This is a genomic window from Georgenia sp. H159 (assembly GCF_035607575.1).
In the GTDB taxonomy this organism is placed as follows: Bacteria; Actinomycetota; Actinomycetes; order Actinomycetales; family Actinomycetaceae; genus Oceanitalea.
Genome location: NZ_JAYDZY010000003.1, coordinates 303,763 through 329,834, shown reverse-complemented (window position 1 = coordinate 329,834; position 26,072 = coordinate 303,763). Strand labels below are relative to the sequence as shown.

Below are 26,072 nucleotides of genomic sequence, written 5' to 3'. Positions count from 1 at the left end.
CGTGCTCCTTCAGGCGAGAAGATCAATGCCGTGGCCACCGAGCGGCGCGGCAGGAGGGGCGGGTCGGACAGGGGTGGGTGCGGGCTCGCGGGCGGGCCCGCCCGTGGGCTGCTCGGGCTGACGCTCCTGGGACGCGCCGTCCTCCGACCCGAGGTCGAGGTCGGCCTGGAACCCGCTGGCGGCGAGCTCACGGCGCAGCTCGGTGAGTGCGCCTCGCAGGGCGTCGCGGGCGCCGTCGGTCATCCCGACCAGCTCGATGCGGACGCCGTCGGAACCGATGTGGGCGGTGACGCGCACCGGGCCGAGGTCGTCCGGGTCGACGCGGATACTGAGCACGTGCTGCCCGTCGGGTGCTGCGCGGAGCCGGGCGAGCGAGGCCGCGAGCTGGCTGCTGAGCGGCGGTGGCTGAGGAGCGGCCGGTGCGGGGGCGGACGGCGTGTCCGCCCGGGCGGCGGCCTCGACCCGGGGAGTGGTGCCCTCCACGGTACGGACGACTCCCTCCGCGGCGGTGCGGTCGGCCGGGGTGCCACCGGCCTCGACGGGGCGGAGCGCCGGGGCCGTGGCGTCGGCCGGGGCCGTGTCGGGAACGGCTGCGGGGCCCGGCTCGGTGGCGGTGGCGGAACCGGTCGCCGTGGCGCCCGCCGCGGCGGTGGGACCGGTCGGTGAAGCGCCGGCGTCGGACGCCGGCGCAGGTATGGTGCCGTCGGCCACGGGGCCGGCAGTGGAGTGGCTCTGGGGAACGGTGCCGGACGCGGCAGCGCCGGCCGAGGAGAGCGCGGCCGGCTGGGTTCCGGCAGCGGATCCTTCGGCCGACGACGGCGATGTGGTCACGGTGCCGGCAGCAGCACCACCGGTCGCGGGGCTCGCCGCGGCGCCGGCAGCAGCACCACCGGCCACCGACCCGGCCGCGGCGCCGGCCGCGGCAGCACTCCCCGGCGCGGAGGCCGCACCAGCAGTGGCGCCGGTGCTCCCGCTCGTGCCGGGTCGTCCTGCCGGAATCCCTGCGGTGCCGGGCGGTGTGCCGTCCCGGCCGACCGTGGGCACCGCGGCCGCCGTCGCGGCGGCGTCTGCCGGCAGGTGTGGCGCCGACGAGCCGGCGCCCTGGTCGGCCGTGCCGTCCACGGGACCAGCGGGGACGTGAGCCGGTCCGGTCTGCGACGTGTCGCCGGGAGCACCGTCGGCGGGGACCGCCGGGGCCTGAGCCCCGTGCCCACCCGACGGAGCACCCTGCGTGCCGCCGTCGGCGGCGGGGGTGTCCGTGGGACGTGAGGTGGCGCTCGCACCCTCGCGGGTGACGCCCGCGAGCGTGGCCGCGAAGGCGTCACCGTGGCTGCGCGGTGCGCCGCGGTGGGGGGTGCCGGTGGATGCCTGGGCTGCAGGCAGGAGCGAGGTGATCATGCGGGAAGCACCCGGCGGATCGTGGTCGGCGGCGTCGTCATCTCGGCGAGCTTGACCTTCTCACCCGGGTACGGGGCGTGGATCCACTTGTTGTCCCCGACGAAGATGCCGATGTGGCCGCCGCCGCGGGTGACGACGAGGTCACCGGGCCGGGCCTGGTCGAGCGAGGGCACCTCGGTGCCGATCTTCATCTGGTCGCGGGCCACCCGCGGGACGTCCACGCCGATGTCCTTCATGGCGAGCTGGACGAGTCCGGAGCAGTCGAGCCCACCCTCGGCCAGGCTCTCCCCGCCCCAGACGTAGGGCACCCCGAGGTACTTCTTCGCGGCCTCGACGAACGCGCCACCCGTCCCGGGTCCGGCCGCAGCGACGGACGTGGGCACTGCCGTGCCGGGCGCGGCGCCGGTGAGAGCCGCGGCCATCGAGGCGACGGAGGTGGCACCGGGGAGCGCCGGGCTCCCCGGCAGCCCCGGCGCTCCCGGCAGCCCGAACGTGCCCGGGAGGCCGGCGGCGCTGCCCCCGAGGGGACCGCCCTGCCCGGCGAGCGCGGTGGCGAGCACGCCACCGAAGTCGGCCTGCGGTGCGGCGGCAGGGGGCGGCGCCGTCGGGCGGCTGACGGCCGTGATGGCCGACTGCAGCTCGACGATGCGGGCCTGGACGGCTCCGACGCTCATCTGGTGCCCCCTCCGTGCTGCGCCCGCTGGGAGGCCATCTCGTCGAGCACGAGCTGCTCGGCGTGGTTGGCCTCCGCGAGCTCGGCAGCACGGTGCCGCTCGGCGAGCTTGGCGAGGGTGGTGGTCCGGGTGCGGGCAGCGGACCACGCGGTGCGGGCGCTGTCCTCGTCGGCGCTCGCGAGCTCCGCGGCGGTCGCGGCCTCGACCGCCGCAGCACTGGCGGCCGCGCGGGCCGCGACGGCCTGCTGCCAGCCGCGGACGTCGGCCTCGGTCGGCAGGGTCGCCCCTCCGAGGGCGGCGTCGGCCTGGATGGTGCGGAGGTCGGCGTTGCGGCGGAACTGGCGGCGGCGGAGCAGCTCGGCAGCTGCCCGCTCCTCTTCCATCTGGCGCAGTCGCGCGACGCTCTGGAGGCGGAACGGTCTCATGAGGTGACTCCCATCCCGGTGACGAGCGCGTGCAGGTGCGCCCAGGACTGGTCGGCGGCGACGACGTCGGCGACGTCCTGCCGGAGGAACGCGTCGATCGCGTCGGCGTGGGTGACCGCGGCGTCCACCCGCGGGTTCGAGCCGGCGACGTAGGCGCCGACGTCGATGAGGTCCTGCGCCTGCCGGCGGGCGGCGAGCACGGAGCGCAGGGCCGTGGCGGCCGCGCGCTGCTGCTCCGTCGTCACGCGTGAGGCGACACGGGAGATCGAGGCGATGGCGTCGACGCTGGGGAAGTGGCCGGTGACGGCCAGCTTCCGGTCCAGGACGACGTGGCCGTCGAGGATGGAGCGCGCGGCGTCGGCGATGGGCTCGTTGTGGTCGTCGCCGTCGACGAGGACCGTGTAGATGCCGGTGACCGAGCCGGTGGCGCCCGTGCCTGCCCGCTCGAGGAGCTGGGCCAGCATGGTGAAGGTGGAGGGCGGGTAGCCGCGGGTGGCCGGCGGTTCGCCGTTGGACAGCCCGATCTCCCGCTGGGCCATCGCCGCCCGGGTGAGGGAGTCCATCATGAGGACGACGTCGGTCCCCTGGTCACGGAAGTACTCGGCGATGCGGGTGGCGGTGAAGGCGGCCCGCAGGCGCACCACCGGCGGCTCGTCCGACGTCGCGACGACGACGACGGAGCGCGCCAGACCCTCCGGCCCGAGGTCGTCCTCGAGGAACTCGCGTACCTCGCGGCCACGCTCACCGACGAGGCCGATGACGTTGACGGGTGCGTCGGTGCCGCGGGCGACCATCGACAGCAGCGAGGACTTGCCCACGCCGGAGCCGGCGAAGAGGCCGAGTCGCTGCCCGCGTCCGACGGTCACCAGGGTGTCGAGCACCCGGACCCCGAGGGTCAGCGGCTCGGCAACCCTGGCACGGTCGAGGGCAGCGGGGGCGGCGGCGGTGACGGGCACGGCGTCGTTCACACCGAGCGGGCCCTTCCCGTCAATCGGGCGGCCCAGCCCGTCGACGACGCGACCGAGCAGGCCGTGCCCGACACCCACCATGAGCGGGTAGCCGGTGGAGCGGACCGCCGCACCGATCCGCAGTCCGTCGATCGGGCCGAGCGGCATGCACCGCGATGCCTCGCGTCCCAGCCCGACGACCTCCGCGCTGATGCTCCGGTCGCCCGCGTCGATGTCGACGAGGTCACCGACGGCCACGGGCAGGCCGGTGACCTCCACGGTGAGCCCGACGACGGAGCGGACGACGCCCACCCGCTGGGGCTGTGCCCCGATGAGGGCGCGGCGCCACCGTCCGTTGCCCTGCGGTCCCGCGCCCACGGCTGCGGCGGCGAGGGCGGTCATTGCTCGACCTCGAGGGCAGCCCGGACCCGGGCGAGGGCCGTGCTCAGGCGGGCGTCGAGGAATCCCTCGGGCAGCTCGCTGACGGCGTCCCCTCTAGCGAGGCCGGCGTCGGCGACGAGCTCGACGCCGGCGGGGACCTGGAGGTCCGCGGGCAGGGTGTCGAGCGTGGCCTCGAGGTGGGTGAGGTCCCGGGGGTTGAGCCGGATCCGGACGATGTCGCTGTCCTGCACGCTCAGCGCACGGAGCAGTGCCGAGCGGGCCGAGGCGTCGTCGTCGCGGAGCTCGGCCCCGAGGAGGGCCTCCGCGAGGGAGACGGCGGCCTCGGTCAGCCCCTGCTCCACCTCGCCGACCACGGGCGTGAGCCGGTCGCGGGCGACGGCCGCGGCGCGCGCCAGCGTCGTCAGGGCCTCGCGGGCCGCGGCGGCCGCCTGGTCGGCGCGGGCGGCGGCGTCGTGCGCGATCTGCGCACGCTGCTCCTCGGCGTCCTTGAGTGCGGCACGCGCACCGGCGGACCAGCCGGCGGAGTAGCCGCTGGCGTACCCCTCGACCACCGAGGCGGACTCGGCGCGGGGCGTGTGGAACGGGACGAAACCCGAGGTCTGGGACACGGCGTCAAGAGACATACTCGTCCTCCCCGTCGCGGCGGATGACGATCTGGCCGGACTCCTCGAGGGTGCGGATCGTCTTGACGATGGCGCCTCGGGCGTCGTGCACCTCCGAGACGCGGACGGCACCGGAGATCTCCATCTCCTCGGTGAGGTTCTCGCGGGCCCGCTCGGACAGGTTGCGCAGGATCGTGTCGCTGACCTCCGTCGAGACGCCCTTGAGGGCGATCGCGAGCGAGGGGATGTCGGTCTGGCGCAGGACCAGCTGGACGGCGCGGTCGTCGAGGTGGACGACGTCGTCGAAGGTGAACATGAGGCTGCGGACCTGCTCGGCGAGCGACTCGTCGCGGACGCCGAGGCCCTCGAGGATCTGCTTCTCGGTGCTCGGGTCGGCGCGGTTGAGGATCTCCACGAGCGGCTGGATGCCGCCGACGGCTGCGGTGACCTCGCTCGCGCTCAGCACGTTGCCCGCACGACGGTGGAGTGCTTCGGCGACCACCGTGACGGCGTCGGGAGAGGCCTGCTCCATCGTGGCGATCCGCATGGCGACGTCGGCCCGCTCCGCCGGAGGCAGCCCGGCGAGGATCGCGGAGGCCCGCTCGGGGCGCAGGTGGGCGAGGACGAGCGCCATCGTCTGCGGGTGCTCACCGTTGATGAGCGAGAGCACCTGCCGGGGCTCGGCCTGCTGGAGGAAGTCGAAGGGCTGACCGGCGAGCAGCGACGTGAGCCGGCCCATGACCAGGCCCGCGCGCTCCGCGCCGAGGGAGTCCTCGAGGAGCCGCTGGGCGTAGTCGAGGCCGCCGTGGCCGGTCATCGGCGCACCGCCGTTCACCTGCCCGTAGAACTCGACGAGCACCTCGTCGGCGACCCGGTCCGGGATGACCTCCATGCGGGCGATCTCGGCCGTGATCTCCTCGACCTCCTGCTCGTCGAGCATGCCGAGCACCTTGGTGGCGCGGTCGTGGCCGAGCTGGAGGAGGACGACGGCCGCCTTCTGGCTGCTGGTGAGGTTCACTTCTTCACCGCCATCCACTGGCGCAGGCGGTCCGCGACCGCGCTCGGGTCCTCGTCGGCGAGGGCGACGACGCCGAGGCGTGCCGTCTCGGACGCGGTGGGCTCGATCGCGACGGGCGCGGGAGCAGGCTCGAGCACGGTGGCGTCGGACGGCGGCAGCTCCGCCTCGGGCATCGGGAGGACCCCGAGCTCGCCGAGGTCGAGCTCCTCGGGCTCGCGGCTGCGGCGCAGGCGGCGCAGCACCACGACGATGAGGATGAGGCCGAGGAGGGCGATGAGCCCCCAGGTCACGAGCTGGTCGCGCTGGGCGGCGGCTGCCGCGGCGGCGTCCGCCTCGGCCTGGGCGTCCAGGGCCTCCTGGGCGGCCTGGGCGGTGGTCGTGTCGAACGCCATCTGGGCGACGGTGACCTGGTCGCCGCGGGCAGCGTCGACACCCGCCGCGACGGCGACGACCTGCTGCAGCTCCTCGACGGGGATTCCCGCCGCGGCCGCCGAGTCGACGACGACGGAGATCGACTGGCGGGTGACTCCCCCGGGGTTGACCGTCGTCTGCTCGGTGACCTTGTTGACGGCGTTGTTCAGCGTCTCGTCCTCGCGGGTGTAGGTGCCGGCACCCTCGCCTCCCTGGGGGACGGCGATGTTGTCCGGGCCGAGGACGCCGCCGACGGCCTGGCCGGTGCCCTCGTACTCCTCGGTGCTGCGCATCTCGGACAGCGGCGGGGCGCCCTCGGCGGGGCTGAACGTCTCGGAGGTCCGCTGGGTGGCGTCGCGGTTGAGCTCCGCGGTGACCGAGACGACGGCGTTGCCCGCACCGACGACGCGGCTGAGCATGGCCTGGACCTGGCCGGCGACGCGCTCCTCGTACTCGGTGGCGCCGTCCCCGCTCCCGGGGGCGGCCGTGAGGACCTCGCCCTCGGCGTCGATGACGGAGACGTTGAGCGGGTCCATGCCCGCGACGGCGGAGGAGACGAGGTTGACGACCGACTGGATGGCGCCGGAGTCGAGCCGCTTGCCGGTCTCCGCCTGGACGAACACGGAGGCGGTGGGCTCGGCGGCGCTCTCGGTGAAGACGCTCTCCTCGGGGAGGGCGAGGTGGACGGTCGCGGCACCGACGCCCTCGAGGGCGTTGACGGTCTTGGCGAGCTCGCCCTCGAGGGCGCGCTGGTAGTTGATCTGCTGCTGGAAGTCCGAGCTGGTCATGCCCATGTCGTCGAGCAGGCTGTACCCGCCCTCCTCGGTGGGCAGGCCCTCGGAGGCGAGCGCGATGCGCTGCTCGTAGACGGTCTCGGAGGGGACGAGGACGGTCGAGCCGCCGTCGGTGAGCTCGTAGGTGATGCCTGCCGTCTGGAGCTGGTCGACGACGGCGGAGGCGTCCTGCCCGGACAGGCCGGTGAACAGGGGGCTCATCGTGGGGCGGTTCGCCCAGGACGTGACCGCGACGGCGCCGAGGACGAGCGCCGCGATGGCGATGAGCGCGAACGTCTTCTGCGGGAGGGAGAACTCGCCGACGCGCTGCCTCAGGCGCGCGAGGGCGCCGCTGACTGCCGCGGGCATCAGGCCTGCATCCGCATGATCTCGTTGAACGCGTCAACCGCCTTGTTCCGCAGCGCGACGGTGAGCTCGAGCGCGACGGCGGCCTCGGTGGCCGCGATCGTGTAGTCGTGGACGTCGTCGAGGTTGCCGCTGACGGCCTGGACCGCGAGGTCCGACGAGGTGGCCTGCTTCGCGCTGATGCCGTCGACGGCGGCGGCGAGCTGGGCGCCGAAGGCGGCACCGTCGGTGCTGGCGGCGCCGCCGGCCTCGAGCTGGTCGAGGTATCCGGTCGGGGCGACGGAGGAGATGGCGGGTACGGACATCAGTTCTTCCCGATCTGCAGGGCGGTCTGGTAGCTCTCCCGGGCCCGGTCCACGACCGCTGCGCTGGCCTGGTAGCCGCGCTGGGCCATGATGAGCTGGGTCATCTGGCTGGACATGTCGACGTCGGGGTAGCGGACGTTGCCGTCCTCGTCGGCGAGCGGGTGGCTCGGCTCGTGGACGACGCGGCCCTCGGGGCTGCCGAGCTCGATGCCGGCGACCTGGACACCCGAGGGCCGGTCGCCGCCCATGCCGGTGGCCACGACGTACCGGGCCTGGAAGGCCGCGCCGTCGGTCGACGTCGCGTTGTTCGCGTTGGCGAGGTTGTCGCTGACGGCGTCGAGCCACTTGCGGTGGACCGTCAGGCCGGTCGAGGCGATGCCGATCGCGTCGAAGGTGCCCATCAGGTGCTCCTCAGGGCGGTCCGGACGGCGGAGAAGGACCCGTCGATGGACCGCACCGCCACCTGGTAGCGCAGGTTGGTGTCGACGTTCGAGAGCGTCTCGGTGTCGAGGTTGACGTTGTTGCCGTCCATCCGGGTCGGCTCCAGCGACCGCTCGACCCTCGTCTTGAGGGGAGCGTCGTCGCCGCTGCGCACGGCGCTGGCCAGGGCGTCCTCGAACTGGACCCGCCCGGCACGGAAGCCCGGGGTGTTGACGTTGGCGATGTTGTCGGCGATGACTCGCTGCCGCAGCGAGAGCGCGTCCAGGGCGCTTTTCATCGCCACGGATGTCACGGAATCGAACACGTCGGTCTACCCCTGAGTGCTGTACGTGCGGCCGATCCGTGGCCTGGGTGGTGAGCGGTCCATGCTCACCACGACCCATCGGCAGTGACAGGTGGGGGTTGAGAGGTTGATGGGGAGTTGTCCCCATCCCGTGCCGTATGCCGTCCGTCATCGTGTGTGGTTTGGGTCCCCTGGAGACCCGAACCACACACGGTGACGAGGCGGGCGAGGCGGGTGAGGGCCGCCCGCTCAGCCGGCGGTGTCGAGGTAAACGGGGCGGCGCGGGCCGCCCGCCTTCAGAGTCTCGGTGAGCCGTGCCTGGCGACGGCTGAGGACGAGGGCCTCGGCCAGCCGCTGCGCCACCTCGGCCTGCCGGTCGACGAGCAGCTGGGCCCGCTCGCGCAGCGGCTCCGGGAGCGGGCCGAGGCCGCTCGGGGGCTGCCACGCTGATGCGGCGGGGGCGACGTGGTCGCTGTTGAGCATCGCCTCGGTCTCGGCGAGGTCGAGCTCGAGCTCGGTGAGGGCCGCTTCCCACCGCACCCGGAAGGTGTCGGTGGGAGCGAGGGTGGCGTTCATCAGCCGACGGCGGTGGTCGAGCTGACTCCCGTGCCGGGAGTGGCGGCGGCCTGGTGCCACGCGTCCCGCAGCGGCGCGACGAGCGCGCGGCACGCGGAGACCTTGCCGGCGTCGCGGCGGACGTTGGCGGTGACGAGCTCGGCGTAGAGGTAGTTGTACACGTCGAGCAGCTGCGGGGCGCCGTCCCAGGCGCCGACGTCGAGGCTGCAGCGCAGCTCGTGGACGATCTGCTGCGCGTGCCCGAGCTGCTCGTTCGCGCCCGGCGTGTCCCCCGCCTCGATGGCCACGACGGCGCGGTCGAGGTCGAGCAGCAGCCGGTCGTAGAGCATGGTGAGCAGCTGTGCGGGGGACGCCGTCGTGAGCGCCTCGCGGCGGAACTTGTTGAGGAGTGCGGCCTGGTTCATCGGATCATCCCTTGCTCGCGTTGAGGCCCGCGATCTGGTTGGTGAGCCAGCTCTGGGTGGAGTTGAGCTGGGACAGCCGCACCTCCATCGCGCTGAACTGGGCGACCAGCTGGGCGCGCCGGGTCTCCAGGCGCTCGTCCCACCGGGTGATCTGGGTCCCGAGGTCCTTGATGACGGACTCCTGGGAGGTGATCTTGCGCGTGAGCGTGCCCTCGGTGGGAGCGGACGCCTTCGTGGCCACCTCCCCCACCCGTGCGGCGACGGCCTGGAGCGTGGCCATGGTGGCCTCGGGGTCGTCGGCCAGCGCGTCGGCGAAGGCGGTCTTGTCGAGCGATATCGCACCGGTCCGGTCGATGCTGATCCCGATCGTGGCGGGTGACTGGCCGTTCACGGGCGACGTCATCGCGGACTGGACGTTGTTCGTGAGGAAGCGGACGGCCGAGTCACCGGACAGCACACCGCCGGAGACGACGGTGTTCCCTCCGGAGTCGGTGGACGTCGTCGTCCTCGTGCGGGACGCGATCTCGGACAGGACCGTCGAGACGTTGGCGATGAGCTCGTCGGCCAGCGCGTGCTGCGCGCTCGCGTCCGCCGCCACCGAGATCGTCGTCGGTGTCGTGTCGACGGAGCTCACGGTGAGGTCAACGCCCTCAAGGACGTCGGTGAACGTGTTGGTGGAGCTGGTCAGCGCGAGGCCGGTGCCCGCGGAGGGCCACAACGTGACCTTCGCGTCCTGCGCGGCGACCATCGCATCTGCGGACGAGGCGACGGTCGCGCCGCCGGCCTCGACGCTGAACGAGTTCGCGGCGCCGGTGGCGCCGGTCAGCTGGAGGCTGTAGGTGGGGCCACCGCTAGCGTCCGTACCGGTGCGGACCTTGGTGGCGGTCACTCCGGTCTCACCAGTGAGGCCGTTGACTGCCGCTGCGATGTCGTCGACGTGCGCGCTCGACGGCGTGACCGCGTGGGTCGTGCCGCCGGTCGTGAGCGAGAACCCACCCCCGAGAGCAGCGGGGTCGAGTAGCGAGACCTGGCCCTTGGCGAGCTGGTCGACCCGCAGCTCCACGGTTCCGGGCTTGGCCGTCGCATCGGCGGAGACGGTGACGGTGTCGGACGACGAGGTCGCCTTGGTCACCCCCCACGACGCCGGGTCGGCGACCTTCTTCGCCGCGGTGGCGAGGGAGGACACCCGACTGTTGAGCGCCTGCAGCGCCGAGACGAGGCTGGAGGCGGCCGAGGACTTCTGCTTGAGCAGGACCCGCTGGTTCGCCTGGATCGCGATGAGACCGTCGACGATCTTCGTCGTGTCGAGGCCGCTGACCATGCCGTCGATTCCGATCGTCATCGCCGGTGCCCTCCCAGGGGTGAGTGGTGGAATGCGGCCGGCGGCCCGCCCTTGTGGAGCGGGCCGCCGGTCATGCTGTGCTCCCGGGGGTTACCCGGACGCGGTCAGCGCAGCAGCGAGAGAACCGACTGCGGCAGCTGGTTGGCCTGGGCCAGCATCGAGGTGCCGGCCTGCTGGAGGATGTTCGAGCTGGTGTAGCTGACCATCTCGTTGGCCATGTCGGTGTCGCGGATCCGGGACTCCGACGCGGTGAGGTTCTCGACCGAGACCTGCAGGTTGTTGATCGTGTGGTCGAAACGGTTCTGCTTGGCACCAAGGTCGGAACGGACCTTGGAGACGGTGTCGATGGCAGCAGTGATCGCAGTGATGGCGGCGTCAGCTCCACCGTCCACTGTCACGTCGAGGCCACTGACGGCGAGAGTCGTGGCGTCCATACCCGTGCTGATGGCCACCTCGATGGTCTCGCCGACGTTCGCACCGACCTGGAAGTTGCCCGTGTAGTTGCCGTCGAGCAGCTTGGTGCCGTTGAACTGGGTCTGGTCGGCAATGTCGTCCAGACCGGACGCCAGCTCGTCCATCTCCGCCTTGATGTTGCCCTTCGCGGTGTCGCTGAGCGCACCGGTGTTGGCGGCCTGGACGGACAGGTCACGCATCCGCTGGAGGATGGCGTGCGTCTCGGTGAGCGCACCCTCAGCGGTCTGGACGACGGAGATACCGTCCTGGGCGTTGCGGACGGCGACGTTGAGGCCACCGATCTGGGAGCGCAGGCCCTCCGAGATCGCCAGGCCGGCAGCGTCGTCGGCCGCGCGGTTGATGCGGAAGCCGCTGGACAGCTTCTCGAGGGAGGAGCTGAGGTTGTTCTGCGTGTTCGACAGGTTGCGGTACGCGTTCATCGCCGACACGTTGTTCTGCACGGACATAGCCATGGTGTTCTCTTCTTCCTGAAGTGGTGTGGTCAACCGCCCTTCCGTGGGCGGACACTCAACTCATCGGTCGCTCGTCGGCCACGATGAGAAGTTCGGGCGAGGTATTTCTCCCCTCTGAGGAGAGCCGTCAGGCGTGCTGGACCAGGCCAGGGGCGAGCACGTCCAGCTGGGCCGCGAGCTCCGCTTGGTCCTCTGGTGCTATCTGCGCGAGTGCTGTCTCGAGGGGCGGAAGAGCACGAGAGTCGCCGTACGCAAAGAGTGCCAGTGCTGCCGCTCGTGCCCGTTGGGCAGCGGGAACCTCGATGCCCACCGCGATTGTGACGAGCGGGCAGTGCTCGTCGAGTCCTACGGTGCGCATCCGTGCAGACCAGCTTGCAGCCTCCTCCAGACCGGCTAGGTCAGACGCGAAAACCAGCCGACGTGCGCAGAGCACGGGTGTGAGGTCGTCAGGACGGGCTTGCGCCATGAGGGAAAGGACCTGGTGCGCCGCAGGGCTCGCCGGGGCGTGAGTGCACAGGACACCAAGGAGCTGCCATGCATCGTCGGGAAGTAGCGCGACCATCTGCCGCACACCGTCCGCACCGAGCCATTCCAGCAGCTGTGCCGGATGTCCGGGCACTACCCCGGCCAGTGCAGCGCGTCTAGCCACGCCGTGAGCCTCCCCAATGCGGCCGAGACGGTGCAGCGCCCAAAGCTCGTGCCCCGCACGGTCGAGCCGCCGGAACTGCCGGCCGCGGTGGTCGACGACGGTCGTGGGGACGCACTCGAGGAGGTCCAGCGTGAGCTCAGCAGACCCTTCCAGAGCTGCGATGTCTACCAAGAGACTGTCGGCCCACACCGGGTTACCAAGAACTCCTCGCAGGCGTCGTGCCCAGGTGCGGGCCAGCTCGAAGTCGCGAGTATGGGCAGCTGTGAGCACCATGGTGCTCGCGAAGAGCTCCGTAGCCTCATCAGGGAGGTCCCCTTCCCTGTAAACCTGCTCCGCCAACGCGAGGGCCTCCTCGGTGCGTCCCACTGCGCTCAGCGTCCTTGCAAGATTGGCTTGCCGCAGCGCCAGTCCGGCGGTGCCACCGCTTCCAGCTTCGGCGGAGGCTACCTCTCGCTCCGCGATCTCAAGGTTGCGCCTCAGCCGTACGGCCATCGCCTCAGGACCTTCTGAGTACCCTGAATGCCTAATGGCCGCGCCGGGGAGCGGCCGGAGGCTCATCGAGACTTCCGGCCGGGGAACCACCTGTTCGTGCAGAGCACCGGTGTACCGCCCGTCTGCCTTACGAAAAAGGCGCACCGACACCACGGGGACATGCGCGACACCGGCAGCGGCAACCCGCGTCGAGACGGTGACAGTGAAGAAGTTCGCCTTTCCTGCCGCCAGGTGCTTCCGCAGCGCCCGCGGGTTCGCCTCGAACGTCTCGTCCGCGTCGACGATGAGCACCCACTCGCTCGTGGCGTGCGCGAGGGCGCGGTTGCGGGCGTCGCCGAAGTCGTCGTTCCAGTAGCCCTCGATCACCGTGTCGGTGAACTGGCGGGCGATCTCGACGGTCCGGTCGGTGGAGCCCGTGTCGTAGACGACGATCTCGTCCACCCAGCGCACCGACTCCAGGCAGCGCGCGAGGTACTCCTCCTCGTCCTTGACGATGAGGACGGCGGAGATGGTCGGTTCAGGCTTGCGCGCCACGCGGGACTCCCGGCAGATAGGACGGTTCTTCTCGTCCTATCGGCCGGGGTCGCCCGAACCTGAGGGTCTAGACCGCCTCCGCGACCCTGTCGGCTGCCGTGCCGGCCATGGTCGTGACCGAGCGAGCCGTCATGGAGGTCGCCCGCTCGGCGACCGCGGCGTAGTACGCGAGGCGGCGCTTCTCCGCCACGCCCGGCGCGGCCGAGGCCACGGGGGCGAGGTCGGGCTCCAGCGAGCTGTTCATCGCGTCGCGGAGCATCTCCAGCGCCTGCGTGCGCAGCTGGCTGATCCGCGACTGGGTGACTCCGAGCTCCTCGGCGATGTCCGCGACGGGACGCTCGTGGAAGAACAGGCCCTCGACGACGACGCGCAGCTTCGCGGGCAGCTCGCCCACGCCGGCGGTGAGGTAGCGGAGCCGCTCGTCGACGACGACGCGGTCCTCCGGGCTCAGTGCCTTGTCGCTGACGGTCGCCGCGGCACCCGCGGCGTCGGCGTCCAGGGAGAGGAGGTTGCGGCCCGCGTCCCCGCGGATGCTGCGCACCTCGCTCACGTCGACGCCCATGGCGTCGGCGAGCTCACCGGGCCGCGGCGCGCGGCCGAGCTGACCGGTGAGCTTCTCGTTCAGCTCGCCCAGGTGACGGGCCCGGCGACGGGTGCCCCTGGTCGCCCAGTCCATCGCCCTCAGCTCGTCGACGATGCCGCCCCGGATGCGGGTCGAGGCATAGCGAGCGAAGGGGACGCCCAGGCTGGCGTCGTAGGAACGGGCCGCCTGCACGAGTGCGAGGGAGCCGGCGGCTGCCAGGTCCTCCCGCTGCACGTGGGTCGGGACCCGGCGGATCATCTCGCTGACGTGGTACCCCACGAGTGCTAGGTGCTCCTCGATGAGCTCATTGCGGTCGCGCTGTTCCAGCATTGACTTACCCCCGGCCTGGATGCCGGTCGCCAGTGCGGCAGCACCCAATTGAACGTGTGATCGTTGTGCCCGCCGCCCTGGTAACGCCATCGCCCGGAGTTCGCCGTGGTGCGGGGTGCGAGTGAAGCATGGACCCTCTTCATTCAAAAGTACAAGGGGTAGGAATTGTGATCCACTACATCTGTTCCTCTTTGCACCACCGCTGCACCACCTTTTCGCTTCACATCTAGGTCACAAGTCCCCCATTCGTTGCCCCACAAACGGTCCACTACCTCCTCCCGAAGTCGGACCACCGGGTGAGCGTGCGGGATTGCGGACCCGCATCCCTCAGTTCTGCCGTCGCGCGACCGATGGACTGAGCGTGAAGGCCAACCAGGAACTCAACGCCACAGGCACCGCCCTGCGCTCGCTGTCCGATCTGCTGTGGCGTGAGCGCGACCTCCTGGAGTCGCTGCACTACCGACTTGAGGTCGAGCAGCTGCTTCTCGGGGCCGGCCGTACCCGCTTGCTGCCGATCGCCGCCCGCGAGGTCGACGAGGCGCTGGCCGGTATCCGTAACGCCGAGCTCGCCCGGGCCGTCGAGGTCCGCACGGTCGCCTCGGTCCTGGACCTGCCCGACGGCGCCAGCCTCCTCGACATCGCCGGCGCCTCTCCGGCGCCCTGGGAGGGCATCCTCCTCGAGCACCGCACCGCGATCCTCGGGCTCACCTCCGAGATCGGTTCGGCGGCCGAGGCGAACCGCGACGTGCTCGCCAGCGTCCACCACGCCACGCAGGAGACCCTCATGTCCCTGCACGAGAGCGTCGACGTCTACGACGTCCGCGGCACCACCGCACGCCGCTCCGCCACCGCCCGCCTTGTCGACGAGTCCCTCTAAGAGGTCACATGAGCTCCTTCGCCGCACTCAACGGTGCCTTCACCTCGCTCACCGCTCAGCGCATCGCGCTGGAGGCCACCAGCCAGAACATCTCCAACGTCAACACCCCCGGGTACACCCGGCAGCGCGCCGACCTCCAGGCCATCACGACCGGGGGCGCCCCGACGATGTTCGGGAGCGGCGCGGTGCGGTCCTCGGGCGTGCAGGTGACGTCGGTCGACCGCCTCGGCGACATCTTCCGGGAGACGTCCCTGCGGACGCAGACCTCCTCCTCCTCGCGTCTCACCGCGATGGCGGAGTCGTGGACGCTGCTCGAGACGACCGTGGCCGAGCCCAGCGACAAGGGCATCGCGGCCGGTCTCGACACCTACTTCAGCGCCTGGCAGGACGTGGCGAACCGGCCCGACGACACCGCCGCCCGGTCTGTCCTCCTCGGCAGTGCCGCGTCGCTCGTCACCGACATCGCCGCCGGCTACCGCGCCGCGGAGACGCAGTGGGACGCCACCCGGGCCCAGGCCGACGCCCTCGCCACGGACGTCAACACGACCGCCACCGCTGTCGCCGACCTCAACGGCCGGATCCGCAACGCCCTCGTCGCGGGCGAGTCCGCCAACGCCCTCATCGACCAGCGCGGCGTCCTCCTCGAGGGTCTTGCCGGGCTGGTCGGCGGGGAGGTCCGGGAGCGTCCCGACGGCTCCGTCGACGTCATGGTCGGTGGCAACGCCCTCGTCCGTGGCGACCGGGCCACTGCGGTCGCCGTCCACGGCAGCGCCACGCTCGCCCAGCTCGGCACGACCGAGCCCACCGGTGGCTGGGCGGCTCACGAGGGACCCGCACGCGTCGTCTGGGCGGACTCCGGTGCCCCCACCGGCGCCACCGGCGGCCGCCTCGCCGGCCTCGTCGAGGTGCTCGCCCCCGCGGACCAGGGCGGGGCCATCGCCAGCATGGCCGAGGTCTACGATACCCTCGCCACGACCCTGGCGACCGAGGTCAACGCCCTGCACTCCTCGCTGCCCGGCGCGGACGGGACGCACCGTGACTTCTTCACCATCGACGCCGACCGTCCGGCACTCTCGCTCGGTGTCGCCCTCACGCACGTCGACCAGGTCACGACGGGCACCGCCGGCGAGGTCGACGGGTCGCTGGCCTCCCGGCTGGCCGAGCTCTCCGAGGCCAGGACGCTGTGGACCGGCGCCGTCGTCGACCTCGGTGTCAACACCCGCACGGCGACCCGCCGGGCCGACGCCGCCGAGTCGACCCGCGCCAACGCCGAGAGCCAGCTCCTCTCGCAGACCGCCGTCGACCTCGACGAGGAGAGCGTCAACCTCGTCATGTACCAGCGCGCCTATGAGGCAGCCGCCAGGGTCCTGACAACGGTCGACGAGATGCTCGATACGCTGATCAACCGCACCGGCGTGGTGGGAAGGTAAGGACACGATGATCGGACGAGTGACGCAGCTGGGGCTCCAGCGCGCATCCCTGACCCACCTGCAGGGCAACCTGGCGGAGATGGCAGATCTCCAGCACCGGCTCACGACGGGCAAGGTCATCACCAAGCCCTCCGACGACCCGGCCGGGACCGTCGACGCCATGCAGGTCCGGTCGGACCAGCGTGCGACGGCGCAGTACACCCGCAACGCGGCAGACGGCGACGCCTGGCTCACGACGGTCGACAGCGCGCTCGGGCAGACGCTCGGCGACCTCCACCGGGCCCGCGACCTCACCGTGCGCGGGGCCAACGCCGGCGCGCTAGGCCCGAGCTCCCGCTCGGCCATCGCGACCGAGCTGCGCGCCACCGCCGACAGCCTCCTCCAGACCGCCAACACCACCTACCTCGGGCGGTCCGTCTTCGCGGGCACGTCGACTCAGGCGGCGTTCGTGCGCGGCCCGGAGGGCACGGTGACCTTCACCGGTCGCCCCGGGGCCGAGGTGCTCCGCAGAGTCTCGGACACCACCGAGGTGCGGGTCGACGCCGCCGGCTCGGAGGTCTTCGGCCAGGACGTCCTCAACGCCGACGGCACCCTCGTGCGCGACCCCGCCACCGGGGTCCCGGCAGGGATGTCGGTCTTCACCCTGCTGGGTGAGATCGCCAACCGCATCGAGGCCGGTGACGGCGACATCGGTGACTCGTTGGCGGCGCTCGACCAGCGCCTCTCCGCCGTGCTCGCTGAGGTCGGCAGCGTCGGCTCCCGCCACGGCCAGGTCCTCCAGGCCCAGGACGCCCTCGCCTCCCGTGAGGTGGCGCTCGCGAACCGGCTGTCCGCTGTCGAGGACGCCGACCTCGCGGAGACGATCGTCGACCTCCAGCTCCAGGAGGTCAGCTACCAGGCTGCCCTGGGCGCCACGAGCCGCGTGCTCCAGCCGAGCCTGCTGGACTTCCTCCGATGAGCGCGCAGCCCGTGACCGAGTCGGTCCTCCGCTTCGTCAGTCCGCCCCCGGGGCTCGCGCCCCTCACCGAGTTCTCGCTCACCAGCGTGACGCCGGAGCTCTACTCCCTCCGGGCGGTGGAGGCCGACGACGTGCGCCTCTTCCTCCTCGACCCGCGGCCCTTCTTCCCCGAGTACGAGCCCGACGTCCCCGGGGCCGTGCTCACCGAGATCGGGACGCAGGACCCGGCGGTGCTCGTCGTCGTCCGCCCGAGCGACACCGGGTCGGAGCCGTCGGCCAACCTCCTCGCCCCCGTCCTCGTCAACCTCGAGACCGGCAGCGCGGTGCAGACGATCCTCGAGGGCACCGACCAGCCGCTCCGCGCACCGCTCGCCCGGTAGCGCGGGGCCCTCCTCCGTTAATCACCCGGCCACCTCCCGGGCCGAGGCGTTACTCTCAGGTCACTGACCTCCATCAGTGCTGCCCTGCCGCCTCCTCCACTCGGCTGGGGCTCACGACCGACCCCGGAAGGGCATGCCATGCGCGCACTGTCCGATGCTCTCTGGCACGAACGGGACCTTCTGGGGCTCCTCGTTCACCGCCTGGAGGTCGAGCGTGCCCTCCTGGAGACAGGCAGGGCGAAGCGCCTCGCGCTCGCGGCACGGGAGACCGAGAGCGTGCTCGGGGACAGCCGGGTCGCCGACCTCGGGCGCGCCGCCGAGGCCGCGGGTGCTGCGCGCGTGCTGGGGCTGCCGGCCGACGCGAGCCTGGCCGACCTGGCACGGCTCGCCCCGGCGCCGTGGGACGAGATCTTCCGGGAGCACCGCACCGAGCTCCGGACCCTTGTCGCCGAGATCGCTGCCCTCACCGCCTCCCTGCCGGGCAGCGAGGCGGGCGAACCCAGCGAGCGCCTCCTCGGGTCCGTGCGCACCACCCTCGACGACCTCGTCGAGGACGCCTCCGCCGAGGAGCGGTCCGCCGAGGACGACGTCGAGCTCACCGAGGCCGTCATCGAGCTGCAGCTCCAGGAGATCAGCCGCCGCGCCGTCGAGGCCCGCGAGCACATCGTCCAGCGGGGTCTCGAGCACTTCCTCCGCTAGGCCTCGCCCGCGGCCAGCGCCTGCTCGCACCCGAGGAGCAGCACCCCGACGCTCCACGCGTGCGACAGCGTGAGCACCATGCCCTTCGGCTGGAAGCAGTCGGTCTGGTAGTACCGCTCGGTGACCATCCCGCGGTAGGCGTTGACGTCGCCGTCCCGCACCGGGAGGAGCTGGCGGAAGCAGGCGAGGGTCTCCAGCGCGCGCTGCCGGTAGTGGTCGTCACCCACCAGCGCCGAGAGCTCGAGCAGCTCGGCCGTGCACACGAGGCCGTAGGCGTGGAGGTGCGGGTTGGCCGGTGAGGCCAGGTCCGCGCCACGCGTGGCGAAGTGGTACACGCCGAGCAGGGTGCGCGGGGCGAAGACGACGTCGTAGGTGTAGCGGAAGGTGAGCATCCAGTCCGCGGACCGACGGGCAAGCTCCAGCCAGCGCGGGTGTCCGGTGCGGCGGTGCAGAGCGAGGTAGGCGATCACCGCGGCGTAGCCGTCCTCGGACGTCGGGGCGAGGTCGACGTCCTCCGGTGCCCCGTTGACGAGCTCGTCGGTGACGAACCGTGCGTAGCACTCCCCCGCGCGCTCCGCAGCGGCGAGATACCCGCCGTCGCCGTCGAGGGCGGCGGCCTCGGCGAGGGCTGCCACCCAGATGAGCCCCGCGGCTCCCGCCCAGGACAGCACCTCCCCCGTCTGCGCGTGGTGCGCCGAGCCGAGGTTCCCGTCGGGCCGCTGCCGGCGGACGACGGCGTCGAGGTTCGAGCGGGCCGCCGCCGGCCAGCCGGCCCCGCCGTCGCCGAGGGCGAGCGCGCGCAGGAGGAACAACGTCGCCTCACCGAGGGTGTGCGCGTGCAGCGAGCCGGGCACCGGTGACCAGCTCTGTGTCCAGCCCGTCCCCCGGTACCAGGTCCCCCAGAAGGTCCCCGACGGGGACAGCGCGGCGCAGACGACGTCGATGACCCGTCGTGCCGCGCGCTCCTGGGCCACCGTCTGCGCCGTCTCCTCCGGTGTCCCCGCGACCCGGCGGGCATGGGCGAGCAGGGCGAAGGCCCACGGGACGCCGCTCACCCACCCGACGTGCATCGACTGCCGGTCCACCGGGAGACCGTCCTGCCCGGTGACGCCCCGGTCGAAGCCGACCGCCTCGAGTAGGACGCCGGGGTCCGGGTCGTAGTGCCACCGGTGCAGCCCCTCGGCGGTGACGGCGGCTGCCTCGTGCAGACCCACCCACGGCTCGACTGGCGGCAGTCCCCGCGACCGCTCGTACGCCGCACGCAGCACCGGGGCGTAGGCGTGCCGGTCCGCGGGCAGCACGTGCGCCTCGGCGCGCAGCGTGGTCACGGAGCCCGGCTCCCAGGTCCACGTCGCGACGTCGGGCTCCCGCGCGACGGCGCTGCCGTCATAGCTCACGGGCGCCTCCCGGTAGGGGAAGCCGACGTGGATGCGTGTGGTCGCACCGTCGTGCGCGAACCCGAGCCCCACCATCCCGACCGGCGAGAGGTGCTCGGTGACCAGGGCCATGCCACTCCTCGGCCCCCAGGCGAAGACGGCGGGCGTCGCCGTCCGGTCCGCGCGCAGCTCCCAGTGGTCGCTCACCATCGCGGCGGGGTCGTGGACGCCGACGGCGAAGCGGGGGTAGCGGACGACGGAGCCGGCAGGGCCGTTCGCGCCGTAGAACGCCCCGGGGACGAGGAACCAGGGCTCGGGCACGTCCGGCATGGCCAGCCGCACGCGCACGGAGCCGGTGACCGGCCGTGGCCCGTCGTTGCGCACGGTGAGGGCGACATCGTGGGCCGTCGAGCCGCGACGGGCGGTGAGGACCAGCTCCGCCCGCATGCCGTCGGGGTGCTCGGCGAGGGACGTGACCGAGCCGTCCGCGCGGACGAGCTCGGCGTCCACGCTCACCCCGGCCGCGGGCACCGCGTCGGTGAGCTGCACGGGCCTCACCCGTCCGACGGGCGGCCGGCGTGGCCGGGGGACATCCGCTCTGCCGGGCCGCGGGTGTCGCTCGCGTCCCGGTCTGTCGACTGGTCGAGGTCCTCGTGCTGCGACGGGGAGCGCCGTGACCGGTGACCCGGGACCGGCGCGAGCACCGCGCCACGCTCGAAGGGCCCGGCCGGTAGCGCCTCGGCCGCGAGCTCTCCGGCCGGCCCGTCGGCGAGGTCCCACTCGATGAGGTCGACCTCGACGACGGGACGCGCCGGGTCACGCGGCACCTTGAAGGTGCGGATCTGGCTCGGCCCGAAGTCGGCGGTGACGGTGCGCCCGAGGACCGGCAGCCGCAGCGTCGCGCGCGCGGGCCTGCCGGTGGTCTCCACCGCCCGCACGACGAGGTCGGCACCGTCGTCCTCCGCCGCCTTGGCCGCCGTGATCATCACCTGCCCGCCGTCGTCGCTCACCAGGGACAGCGCGTCGGGCAGCGGGCCCGCATGGAAGCTCTCGAGCATTGCCCGCACCGGCGAGCCGAGCAGCGCCGCCCGGCGGGTGAGGTCCGCCTCCCGCCAGTCACCGGCGTGCGGGACGAGGAGGTAGCGGAAGGTCTGCACGCCCTGGTCCTGGTAGGTGTAGATGCCCTCGGCGTCGAGCAGGCGGGGGTCGTGCCAGGAGTAGACCGGGCTGCGGACCGCGGTGACCCCGATGCTCGGTCCGCCGTCGTCGGCGGCGGGTGAGACGTCGTAGCCGTGCTTGCAGTCGGTGACGACGGCGAACCCGGCGCGCCGTGGGCCGTCCGGACCGGTGACCGTGCCACTGAGGTCGACCCACGACTGGGCCGGCTCCTCGGCGCCGTCGACCGGACGCTCGATCGAGCCGAAGGGCACCTCGTAGGTCGCGGTCGGGTCCGCGAGCGCGGTCGGGAACCGGAGCTTGAGCAGGTGCGCCTCCTCGCGCCAGTCCAGGGTCACCCGGACCTCGAGCTGGTCGCTGCCGTGCTCGAGGACGAGCTCCTCGACCATCGTGGAGCGGCCCCACGCACGCTCGACGCGCAGCCGCGCGCGCATCGGCCCGGCCTCGCGCAGGAGGAGCCGCACGGTCGCCATGTCCTCACCCGGCCAGGCGTAGGAGACCACGCGGTGTCCCCACGTGTCCGTCGGGTCCGCGCAGACCTGCGTGTGGTGGCCCCCGGCACCGGCGAGGACGTCGAGCCCGGTCCGCTTGTCGAGCAGGGACGTGAGCCAGCCCGTCTCCGGGTCCAGCTCGACGCGCAGGTGCTCGTTCTCCAGCACGGTCTCGGTGGCGTGCAGGGCCGACGGCGGCTGCTCGCTCCAGGTCAGACCCTCCGGGGCCGGGCCGGGACGAAGGCGGTAGAGCCGGTAGCCGAAGGCCGGCACGCACGCCTCGAAGACCTGCGCGGCGCGCCCCTTGTCGCTCGTCGTCGCGACCGACTGGATGCGCTGCGAGGGGGTCTGCCGCCCGTCGCCGTCGACGACGTGGACTCCGTCGGGCTGGACGCCGTACTGGAGCTCGACGGCGGTGGTCACCGGCCACGGGTGGGGGTTGAAGACGACGACGGGCTGGGTGCCCTCGGCGACCGGGATCTCCAGCTGGGAGGCGAGGACGTTCTGCACCCGCGTGATGATGCGCTGGGAGATCGCGACCGCCTCCCCGAGCTGGTCGCGGGCGTCGTCGTAGGCGGGCTCGATCGCCGAGCCCGGCAGGACGTCGTGGAACTGGTTGAACAGCACCTGCTGCCAGGCCCGGGCGAGGTCCGCCCGCGGGAGCTCCAGCCCCTGCCACAGCGCGGCGACGGCGGCCCAGCGCTCCGCGGACAGCACCTTGGCCTGCGCCCGGCGCTGCCACCGCTTGATCCCGGAGTGGGCGGAGTAGCACCCGGCCGCGTGGTGCTGGAGGTCCTCGCGCCACACCGGCAGCTGCGCCAGGCCCTCGGGGCCGAGCCGGGCGGTGAGCTCGTCGACGTAGCGGCGCGGGTGGGACATGGACAGCCGCCCGAAGGAGCCCATCCGGTCGTAGCGGAGGATCGAGTCGAGGTTCGCCCGGGTGGGTCCGCCGCCGTGGTTCCCGACGCCGTAGAAGACCATGACGTCGCCCAGGGTCCGGTCCACCTGGCCCAGGGACTTGTCGACCTGCCCGTCCACCTGGCCGCGTGGGCTGCCGTACTCGTAGGGGATGCGGTAGGCCAGCACCCGGCTTCCGTCGGCGGACTCCCACCAGAACGCCGTCGCGTCCAGCTCGGACTCGTGCGGGCCCGGCCGCATGAACACGTAGGAGTCCATCCCCTGACCGCGCAGGATCTGCGGCAGCATCGCCTGGTGCCCGAAGGGGTCGACGTTCATCCCGACCGTCGCGGTCACCCCGAACTTCTCCTTGAGGTAGCGCTGGCCGTGGAGGCCCTGGCGGACGAAGGACTCCCCGGTCGGCATGTTGCAGTCCGGCTCCACCCACCAGCCCCCGACCATCTGCCAGCGTCCCTCGGCCACCCGGTCCCGGATGCGGGCGAACAGCTCGGGGTCCGACTCCTCCACCCACGTGAGCAGCACGACCTGGTCGCAGGTGAAGACGAAGTCGGGGTACTCCTCCATCCGGTGGATCGCCGACCAGAACGTGGCCCGCGCCTCCTGGTACCCCTCCTGCCACGGCCACAGCCACACCGGGTCGAGGTGCGCGTTGCCGACCATGTGGACGGTCCGGTCCGGGGTGGCACGGGGCCGTTCTCCGCGGTCCAGCCCGGTCGGTTGGGGACCTGCGGGTGCGTTGGCGATGGGGGGCCGATGGGTGCTCACGGGTACTCCTCGGAGGGGCTGGGCCCGCCGCCCGGCGACAGGCGCAGGGTGACGATCTGGAAGGGTCGCAGAGCGATCTCGACGCCGCCGTCCCGCTCGGTCAGCGGGGCGAGGGCCGCAACGTCCGGGGCCGGTCGCTCGTGCAGGTCGCACACGTCGACGGCCTCGGTGGGGAAGCCCGCGACCACGAGTGCCTGCGCTCGTCCGCCGAGGGCCTCGTAGAGGCGGACGACGACGTCGCCACTCCGGTCGTCCGCCAGCTTGACCGACTCGACGACGACCGCCGACGACGGCTCTCCCGTCACGCCGTCGGCGACCGTGACGAGGGGCGCGACGGGGGCGGCGCCGTCGCGCCGGCGCAGCGGCAGGTTGGCCCGGTAGCCCTCCCGCACGGCGTCGGTGACCTCCGCGCCGCACACGAGGGAGTAGGCCAGGTGGTGGTGCCCCTGGTCGGTGTCCGGGTCGGGGTAGCGCGGGGCCCGCAGGAGGGAGAGCCGGACCGTCGTCGGTCCGCTCCCCCGCGCGTCCCCAGGAGCTGCGCGGGTGACGTCGTGGCCGTAGGTGGAGTCGTTGACGAGGGCCACGCCGTAGCCGGGCTCGGCCACGTGGATCCACCGGTGCGCGCACACCTCGAACCGGGCGGCGTCCCACGACGTGTTGGTGTGCGTCGGGCGCTGGACGTGGCCGAACTGGGTCTCCGCGGAGCTGTGCGCGGCGTGCACGTCGAGCGGGAACGCGACCTTGAGGAGCGTCTCGCGCTCGTGCCACTCGACGGCGGTGGTGAGGTCGACCATGCGTGCGCCGGCCTTCAGCGCGACGGTCTGCTCGTACCGGGAGGAGCCGTCGGTGCGCGTGACGCGGACCTCGGGCCGGGTGGGGTCGGTGGTGTCCACCCCGAGCTCGTCGACCTCCGTGAGGTCGCGGCGGCGCCGGCGGTGGAACTCGTCGATGTCCCACGCGTCGAAGCGGTTCGGGGTGTCGGGGTGCAGCTGGAGCACACCCGCCGGTCCGGCGAGGACCTCGCGACGGGCGACGTGGTCGTGGACCGAGACGATGGTGCCGTGCGGGCCGACGACGACGCGCAGCACCCCGTTGTCGAGCACGACGGCGTCCCCCTCGCGGGTGACGTCGACGGCATCCGCGGCCGGCTCGGCGACCGACGCCCCCAGGGCGGGGACGCCGTCGTTGGCGTGGGGTGCCGCGTTGAACGTGAGCGGGACGTCGCCCTCGCCGACGAGTGCCCGCTGGAAGTCACGCACGAGCCGCTCGAGGTCGGCGGCGAGCGCGGCGTAGGTGGCACGCGCCTCCCGGTGCACCCAGGCGATGGAGCTGCCCGGAAGGATGTCGTGGAACTGCAGGAGCAGGGTCTGCTGCCAGAGCCGGTCGAGCTCCTCGTAGGGGTAGCGGTGCCCGCGGCGGACGGAGGCCGTCGCGCACCACAGCTCCGCCTCGCGCAGCAGGTGCTCCGTGCGGCGGTTGCCCCGCTTCATCTCGTGCTGGCTGGTGTACGTGCCGCGGTGGAACTCGAGGTACATCTCCCCGGACCACACGGGAGCGTCGGGGTACTCCTCCTCGGCGGCGGCGAAGAAGCGTTCCGGGGTCTCGATCGTCACCCGTGGGGACCCCTCGAGGTCGGCGAGCCGGCGGGCGGCCCCGACGATCTCCCGGGTGGGCCCGCCGCCGCCGTCGCCGTAGCCGAACGGCAGCAAGGAGCGCGTCGCGCGGCCCTTCTCGGCGAAGTTGCGCACGCCGCGGGCGAGGTCACCGGCGGAGAGCTCGGAGCTGTAGGTGTCGGCGGGCGGGAAGTGCGTGAAGACCCGGGTGCCGTCGATGCCCTCCCACCAGAAGGTGTGGTGCGGGAAGCGGTCGGTCTGGTTCCACGACATCTTCTGGCTGAGGAACCAACGCATGCCCGCGAGCCGCGCGATCTGCGGGAGGGCGCCGCTGTAGCCGAAGGAGTCGGGCAGCCACACCTCGCGGGAGTCGACGCCGAGCTCCTCGGTGAAGAAGCGCCGGCCCTGGGTGAGCTGACGGACCGTCGCCTCACCGCCCGGCAGGTTCGTGTCCGACTCGACCCACATGGTGCCCACCGGCACGAACCGCCCGCGCTCCACCGCCTCCCTCACCCGCGCGTAGACGTGTGGGTGGTGGTCACGCATCCACGCGTACTGCTGGGCCGAGGAGCAGGCGAAGACGAGGTCCGGGTGGTCCTCGGCGAGGGCGACGACGTTGGAGAACGTGCGCGCGCACTTGCGGATGGTCTCCCGCACCGGCCACAGCCACGCGGAGTCGATGTGCGCGTGACCGACGGCGGAGACGCGGTGCGCGCTGGGGACGGCGGGGGACGCGAGCGCCGGGGCGAGCCGGGCACGGGCCGCCGGGGCACCGCCGACGACGTCCGCGACGTCGAGCTCGTCGAGCATGAGCTCCAGTGCGCGGCGGATCTCGTGGCGGCGCGGGTCGGCCTCGGCCAGCTCCTCGGCGAGGCCGTGGAGGACCTGGACGTCGAGCACGAGGGCGTGGACCTCCTCCTCGACGACGGCGAGCTCGGCCTGGTCGAGCCGGTAGAGCAGCTCGTCGGTGCGGGTGTCGAGGTCACCCTGCGGCGAGACCGCGGTGCCCGGGAACCGTGGGTTGGCGGCGGCCTCGACGTAGACGTCCACCCGCTCCCCGCCCGCCGCCTCGCGAGCGACCGGGACGTACGCGGTGCGTGGCTCGATGCCCTTGATGGGCTCACCGTCGGGCGTGTAGGCGAGGCCCTCGGAGCGGAAGCCGGGCCCGGAGCGCTCGAAGCCAAGGTCGACGAGCAGCTCGACCCGCCGGCCGCGCATGGCCGCGGCCACCTCGCCGGTGAGGTGGAACCACGTCGTCGACCAGGCCCGGCCCCAGCGCTCCCCGACGGCGAAGGGCCGGTAGTCCAGCGCCCTGGCCTCGGCCGGGGGCACCGGCTCACCGCTCAGGTGCGCGGCGCGGACGTCGACCGGGACGGCGCCGCTGTACCGCGCCGGCAGCAGCCGGTCCTCGAGTGTCCGCTCGATCCGGTGGGTGAGGTCGGACAGGGTCCGGTGCATGCGACGCCCCCTCGGTGGGGTGTGTTCCGGCGACTGTGGGAACGTGCCCA

Annotated in this window: 24 protein-coding genes; 5 read left to right on the top strand and 19 right to left on the bottom strand. The window is 72.7% G+C overall.

Features of this window, described 5'->3' with window-relative positions:
• Nucleotides 1-9: 9 nt before the first annotated feature.
• The 16 genes from VR894_RS06125 to VR894_RS06050 all read right to left on the bottom strand — a co-directional run bounded on the left by VR894_RS06125 (nt 10) and on the right by VR894_RS06050 (nt 13,881).
• On the bottom strand, nt 10-1,398 hold the full coding sequence (locus tag VR894_RS06125; RefSeq protein WP_324650453.1) for a flagellar hook-length control protein FliK: 1,389 nt from the start codon (nt 1,396-1,398) through the stop codon (nt 10-12).
• The gene (locus VR894_RS06120) at nt 1,395-2,072 is read right to left on the bottom strand and encodes a C40 family peptidase (protein WP_324650452.1); all 678 of its coding nucleotides are present in this window, start codon (nt 2,070-2,072) and stop codon (nt 1,395-1,397) included. The genes VR894_RS06125 and VR894_RS06120 overlap by 4 nt, the downstream gene beginning before the upstream one ends.
• Entirely contained in the window at nt 2,069-2,497 is a 429-nt protein-coding gene (locus VR894_RS06115; protein ID WP_324650451.1) for a flagellar FliJ family protein, read from the bottom strand. The genes VR894_RS06120 and VR894_RS06115 overlap by 4 nt, the downstream gene beginning before the upstream one ends.
• Nucleotides 2,494-3,846, bottom strand: coding sequence for a FliI/YscN family ATPase (locus tag VR894_RS06110; protein ID WP_324650450.1), 1,353 nt, complete (start codon nt 3,844-3,846; stop codon nt 2,494-2,496). The genes VR894_RS06115 and VR894_RS06110 overlap by 4 nt, the downstream gene beginning before the upstream one ends.
• A complete protein-coding gene (locus VR894_RS06105; protein WP_324650449.1) occupies nt 3,843-4,469 on the bottom strand; it encodes a FliH/SctL family protein in 627 nt (208 codons plus the stop codon). Before VR894_RS06105 ends, VR894_RS06110 begins: the two co-directional genes overlap by 4 nt.
• A complete protein-coding gene (fliG, locus tag VR894_RS06100) occupies nt 4,459-5,466 on the bottom strand; it encodes a flagellar motor switch protein FliG (protein WP_324650448.1) in 1,008 nt (335 codons plus the stop codon). Before fliG ends, VR894_RS06105 begins: the two co-directional genes overlap by 11 nt.
• The gene (gene fliF, locus VR894_RS06095) at nt 5,463-7,019 is read right to left on the bottom strand and encodes a flagellar basal-body MS-ring/collar protein FliF (RefSeq protein WP_324650447.1); all 1,557 of its coding nucleotides are present in this window, start codon (nt 7,017-7,019) and stop codon (nt 5,463-5,465) included. The genes fliG and fliF overlap by 4 nt, the downstream gene beginning before the upstream one ends.
• Nucleotides 7,019-7,321 carry a flagellar hook-basal body complex protein FliE gene (fliE, locus tag VR894_RS06090; protein WP_324650446.1) on the bottom strand — a complete coding sequence of 101 codons (303 nt, stop codon included), beginning with the start codon at nt 7,319-7,321 and terminating at the stop codon, nt 7,019-7,021. The genes fliF and fliE overlap by 1 nt, the downstream gene beginning before the upstream one ends.
• Entirely contained in the window at nt 7,321-7,722 is a 402-nt protein-coding gene (locus VR894_RS06085) for a flagellar basal body rod protein FlgC (RefSeq protein WP_324650445.1), read from the bottom strand. The genes fliE and VR894_RS06085 overlap by 1 nt, the downstream gene beginning before the upstream one ends.
• On the bottom strand, nt 7,722-8,066 hold the full coding sequence (gene flgB / locus VR894_RS06080; RefSeq protein WP_324650444.1) for a flagellar basal body rod protein FlgB: 345 nt from the start codon (nt 8,064-8,066) through the stop codon (nt 7,722-7,724). Before flgB ends, VR894_RS06085 begins: the two co-directional genes overlap by 1 nt.
• Before the next feature lie 228 nt (nt 8,067-8,294).
• Nucleotides 8,295-8,621 carry a hypothetical protein gene (locus tag VR894_RS06075; RefSeq protein WP_324650443.1) on the bottom strand — a complete coding sequence of 109 codons (327 nt, stop codon included), beginning with the start codon at nt 8,619-8,621 and terminating at the stop codon, nt 8,295-8,297.
• Entirely contained in the window at nt 8,621-9,025 is a 405-nt protein-coding gene (gene fliS, locus VR894_RS06070) for a flagellar export chaperone FliS (protein ID WP_324650442.1), read from the bottom strand. The genes VR894_RS06075 and fliS overlap by 1 nt, the downstream gene beginning before the upstream one ends.
• A gap of 4 nt (nt 9,026-9,029) precedes the next feature.
• Nucleotides 9,030-10,367 (bottom strand): flagellar filament capping protein FliD, encoded by a 1,338-nt coding sequence (gene fliD / locus VR894_RS06065; RefSeq protein ID WP_324650441.1) that lies wholly within the window; start codon nt 10,365-10,367, stop codon nt 9,030-9,032.
• A 104-nt stretch (nt 10,368-10,471) separates the two neighbouring features.
• The gene (locus tag VR894_RS06060) at nt 10,472-11,293 is read right to left on the bottom strand and encodes a flagellin (RefSeq protein ID WP_324650440.1); all 822 of its coding nucleotides are present in this window, start codon (nt 11,291-11,293) and stop codon (nt 10,472-10,474) included.
• A 127-nt stretch (nt 11,294-11,420) separates the two neighbouring features.
• Complete coding sequence (locus VR894_RS06055) at nt 11,421-12,968, bottom strand: glycosyltransferase family 2 protein (protein ID WP_324650439.1); 1,548 nt, start codon at nt 12,966-12,968, stop codon at nt 11,421-11,423.
• A 67-nt stretch (nt 12,969-13,035) separates the two neighbouring features.
• Nucleotides 13,036-13,881, bottom strand: a complete 846-nt coding sequence (locus tag VR894_RS06050) for a sigma-70 family RNA polymerase sigma factor (protein WP_324650438.1) — start codon at nt 13,879-13,881, stop codon at nt 13,036-13,038.
• A 361-nt stretch (nt 13,882-14,242) separates the two neighbouring features.
• On the opposite strand from VR894_RS06050, the gene flgN (VR894_RS06045) reads away from it, so the two are divergent.
• From flgN (VR894_RS06045) to flgN (VR894_RS06025), 5 genes are all read left to right on the top strand, one after another.
• A complete protein-coding gene (flgN, locus tag VR894_RS06045) occupies nt 14,243-14,758 on the top strand; it encodes a flagellar export chaperone FlgN (RefSeq protein ID WP_324650437.1) in 516 nt (171 codons plus the stop codon).
• 8 nt (nt 14,759-14,766) lie between these two features.
• The gene (gene flgK, locus VR894_RS06040) at nt 14,767-16,188 is read left to right on the top strand and encodes a flagellar hook-associated protein FlgK (RefSeq protein ID WP_324650436.1); all 1,422 of its coding nucleotides are present in this window, start codon (nt 14,767-14,769) and stop codon (nt 16,186-16,188) included.
• Nucleotides 16,189-16,195: 7 nt separating this feature from the next.
• On the top strand, nt 16,196-17,146 hold the full coding sequence (flgL, locus tag VR894_RS06035; RefSeq protein ID WP_324650435.1) for a flagellar hook-associated protein FlgL: 951 nt from the start codon (nt 16,196-16,198) through the stop codon (nt 17,144-17,146).
• The gene (locus VR894_RS06030) at nt 17,143-17,526 is read left to right on the top strand and encodes a flagellar assembly protein FliW (protein WP_324650434.1); all 384 of its coding nucleotides are present in this window, start codon (nt 17,143-17,145) and stop codon (nt 17,524-17,526) included. The genes flgL and VR894_RS06030 overlap by 4 nt, the downstream gene beginning before the upstream one ends.
• A gap of 138 nt (nt 17,527-17,664) precedes the next feature.
• Entirely contained in the window at nt 17,665-18,225 is a 561-nt protein-coding gene (gene flgN / locus VR894_RS06025) for a flagellar export chaperone FlgN (RefSeq protein WP_324650433.1), read from the top strand.
• On the opposite strand, the gene VR894_RS06020 is transcribed toward flgN (VR894_RS06025), so the two are convergent.
• The 3 genes from VR894_RS06020 to VR894_RS06010 are packed head-to-tail and all read right to left on the bottom strand — an operon-like array spanning nt 18,222 to nt 26,022.
• Nucleotides 18,222-20,150 carry a hypothetical protein gene (locus VR894_RS06020; protein WP_324650432.1) on the bottom strand — a complete coding sequence of 643 codons (1,929 nt, stop codon included), beginning with the start codon at nt 20,148-20,150 and terminating at the stop codon, nt 18,222-18,224. The two genes, flgN (VR894_RS06025) and VR894_RS06020, sit on opposite strands and share 4 nt — an antisense overlap.
• Nucleotides 20,151-20,155: 5 nt before the next feature.
• Nucleotides 20,156-22,951 (bottom strand): alpha-mannosidase, encoded by a 2,796-nt coding sequence (locus VR894_RS06015; protein WP_324650431.1) that lies wholly within the window; start codon nt 22,949-22,951, stop codon nt 20,156-20,158.
• Nucleotides 22,948-26,022: an alpha-mannosidase gene (locus VR894_RS06010; protein ID WP_324650430.1), complete on the bottom strand. Its 3,075-nt coding sequence runs from the start codon at nt 26,020-26,022 to the stop codon at nt 22,948-22,950. The genes VR894_RS06015 and VR894_RS06010 overlap by 4 nt, the downstream gene beginning before the upstream one ends.
• Nucleotides 26,023-26,072 lie beyond the last annotated feature (50 nt).

Excerpts from the sequence above, each read along its gene's own strand:
- VR894_RS06125 (WP_324650453.1), bottom strand. The coding sequence starts at position 1,398 with ATGATCACCTCGCTCCTGCCTGCAGCCCAGGCATCCACCGGCACCCCC.
- VR894_RS06120 (WP_324650452.1), bottom strand. The coding sequence starts at position 2,072 with ATGAGCGTCGGAGCCGTCCAGGCCCGCATCGTCGAGCTGCAGTCGGCC.
- VR894_RS06115 (WP_324650451.1), bottom strand. The coding sequence starts at position 2,497 with ATGAGACCGTTCCGCCTCCAGAGCGTCGCGCGACTGCGCCAGATGGAA.
- VR894_RS06110 (WP_324650450.1), bottom strand. The coding sequence starts at position 3,846 with ATGACCGCCCTCGCCGCCGCAGCCGTGGGCGCGGGACCGCAGGGCAAC.
- VR894_RS06105 (WP_324650449.1), bottom strand. The coding sequence starts at position 4,469 with ATGTCTCTTGACGCCGTGTCCCAGACCTCGGGTTTCGTCCCGTTCCAC.
- fliF (WP_324650447.1), bottom strand. The coding sequence starts at position 7,019 with ATGCCCGCGGCAGTCAGCGGCGCCCTCGCGCGCCTGAGGCAGCGCGTC.
- fliE (WP_324650446.1), bottom strand. The coding sequence starts at position 7,321 with ATGTCCGTACCCGCCATCTCCTCCGTCGCCCCGACCGGATACCTCGAC.
- VR894_RS06085 (WP_324650445.1), bottom strand. The coding sequence starts at position 7,722 with ATGGGCACCTTCGACGCGATCGGCATCGCCTCGACCGGCCTGACGGTC.
- VR894_RS06075 (WP_324650443.1), bottom strand. The coding sequence starts at position 8,621 with ATGAACGCCACCCTCGCTCCCACCGACACCTTCCGGGTGCGGTGGGAA.
- fliS (WP_324650442.1), bottom strand. The coding sequence starts at position 9,025 with ATGAACCAGGCCGCACTCCTCAACAAGTTCCGCCGCGAGGCGCTCACG.
- fliD (WP_324650441.1), bottom strand. The coding sequence starts at position 10,367 with ATGACGATCGGAATCGACGGCATGGTCAGCGGCCTCGACACGACGAAG.
- VR894_RS06060 (WP_324650440.1), bottom strand. The coding sequence starts at position 11,293 with ATGGCTATGTCCGTGCAGAACAACGTGTCGGCGATGAACGCGTACCGC.
- VR894_RS06050 (WP_324650438.1), bottom strand. The coding sequence starts at position 13,881 with ATGCTGGAACAGCGCGACCGCAATGAGCTCATCGAGGAGCACCTAGCA.
- flgK (WP_324650436.1), top strand. The coding sequence starts at position 14,767 with ATGAGCTCCTTCGCCGCACTCAACGGTGCCTTCACCTCGCTCACCGCT.
- flgL (WP_324650435.1), top strand. The coding sequence starts at position 16,196 with ATGATCGGACGAGTGACGCAGCTGGGGCTCCAGCGCGCATCCCTGACC.
- VR894_RS06030 (WP_324650434.1), top strand. The coding sequence starts at position 17,143 with ATGAGCGCGCAGCCCGTGACCGAGTCGGTCCTCCGCTTCGTCAGTCCG.
- flgN (WP_324650433.1), top strand. The coding sequence starts at position 17,665 with ATGCGCGCACTGTCCGATGCTCTCTGGCACGAACGGGACCTTCTGGGG.
- VR894_RS06010 (WP_324650430.1), bottom strand. The coding sequence starts at position 26,022 with ATGCACCGGACCCTGTCCGACCTCACCCACCGGATCGAGCGGACACTC.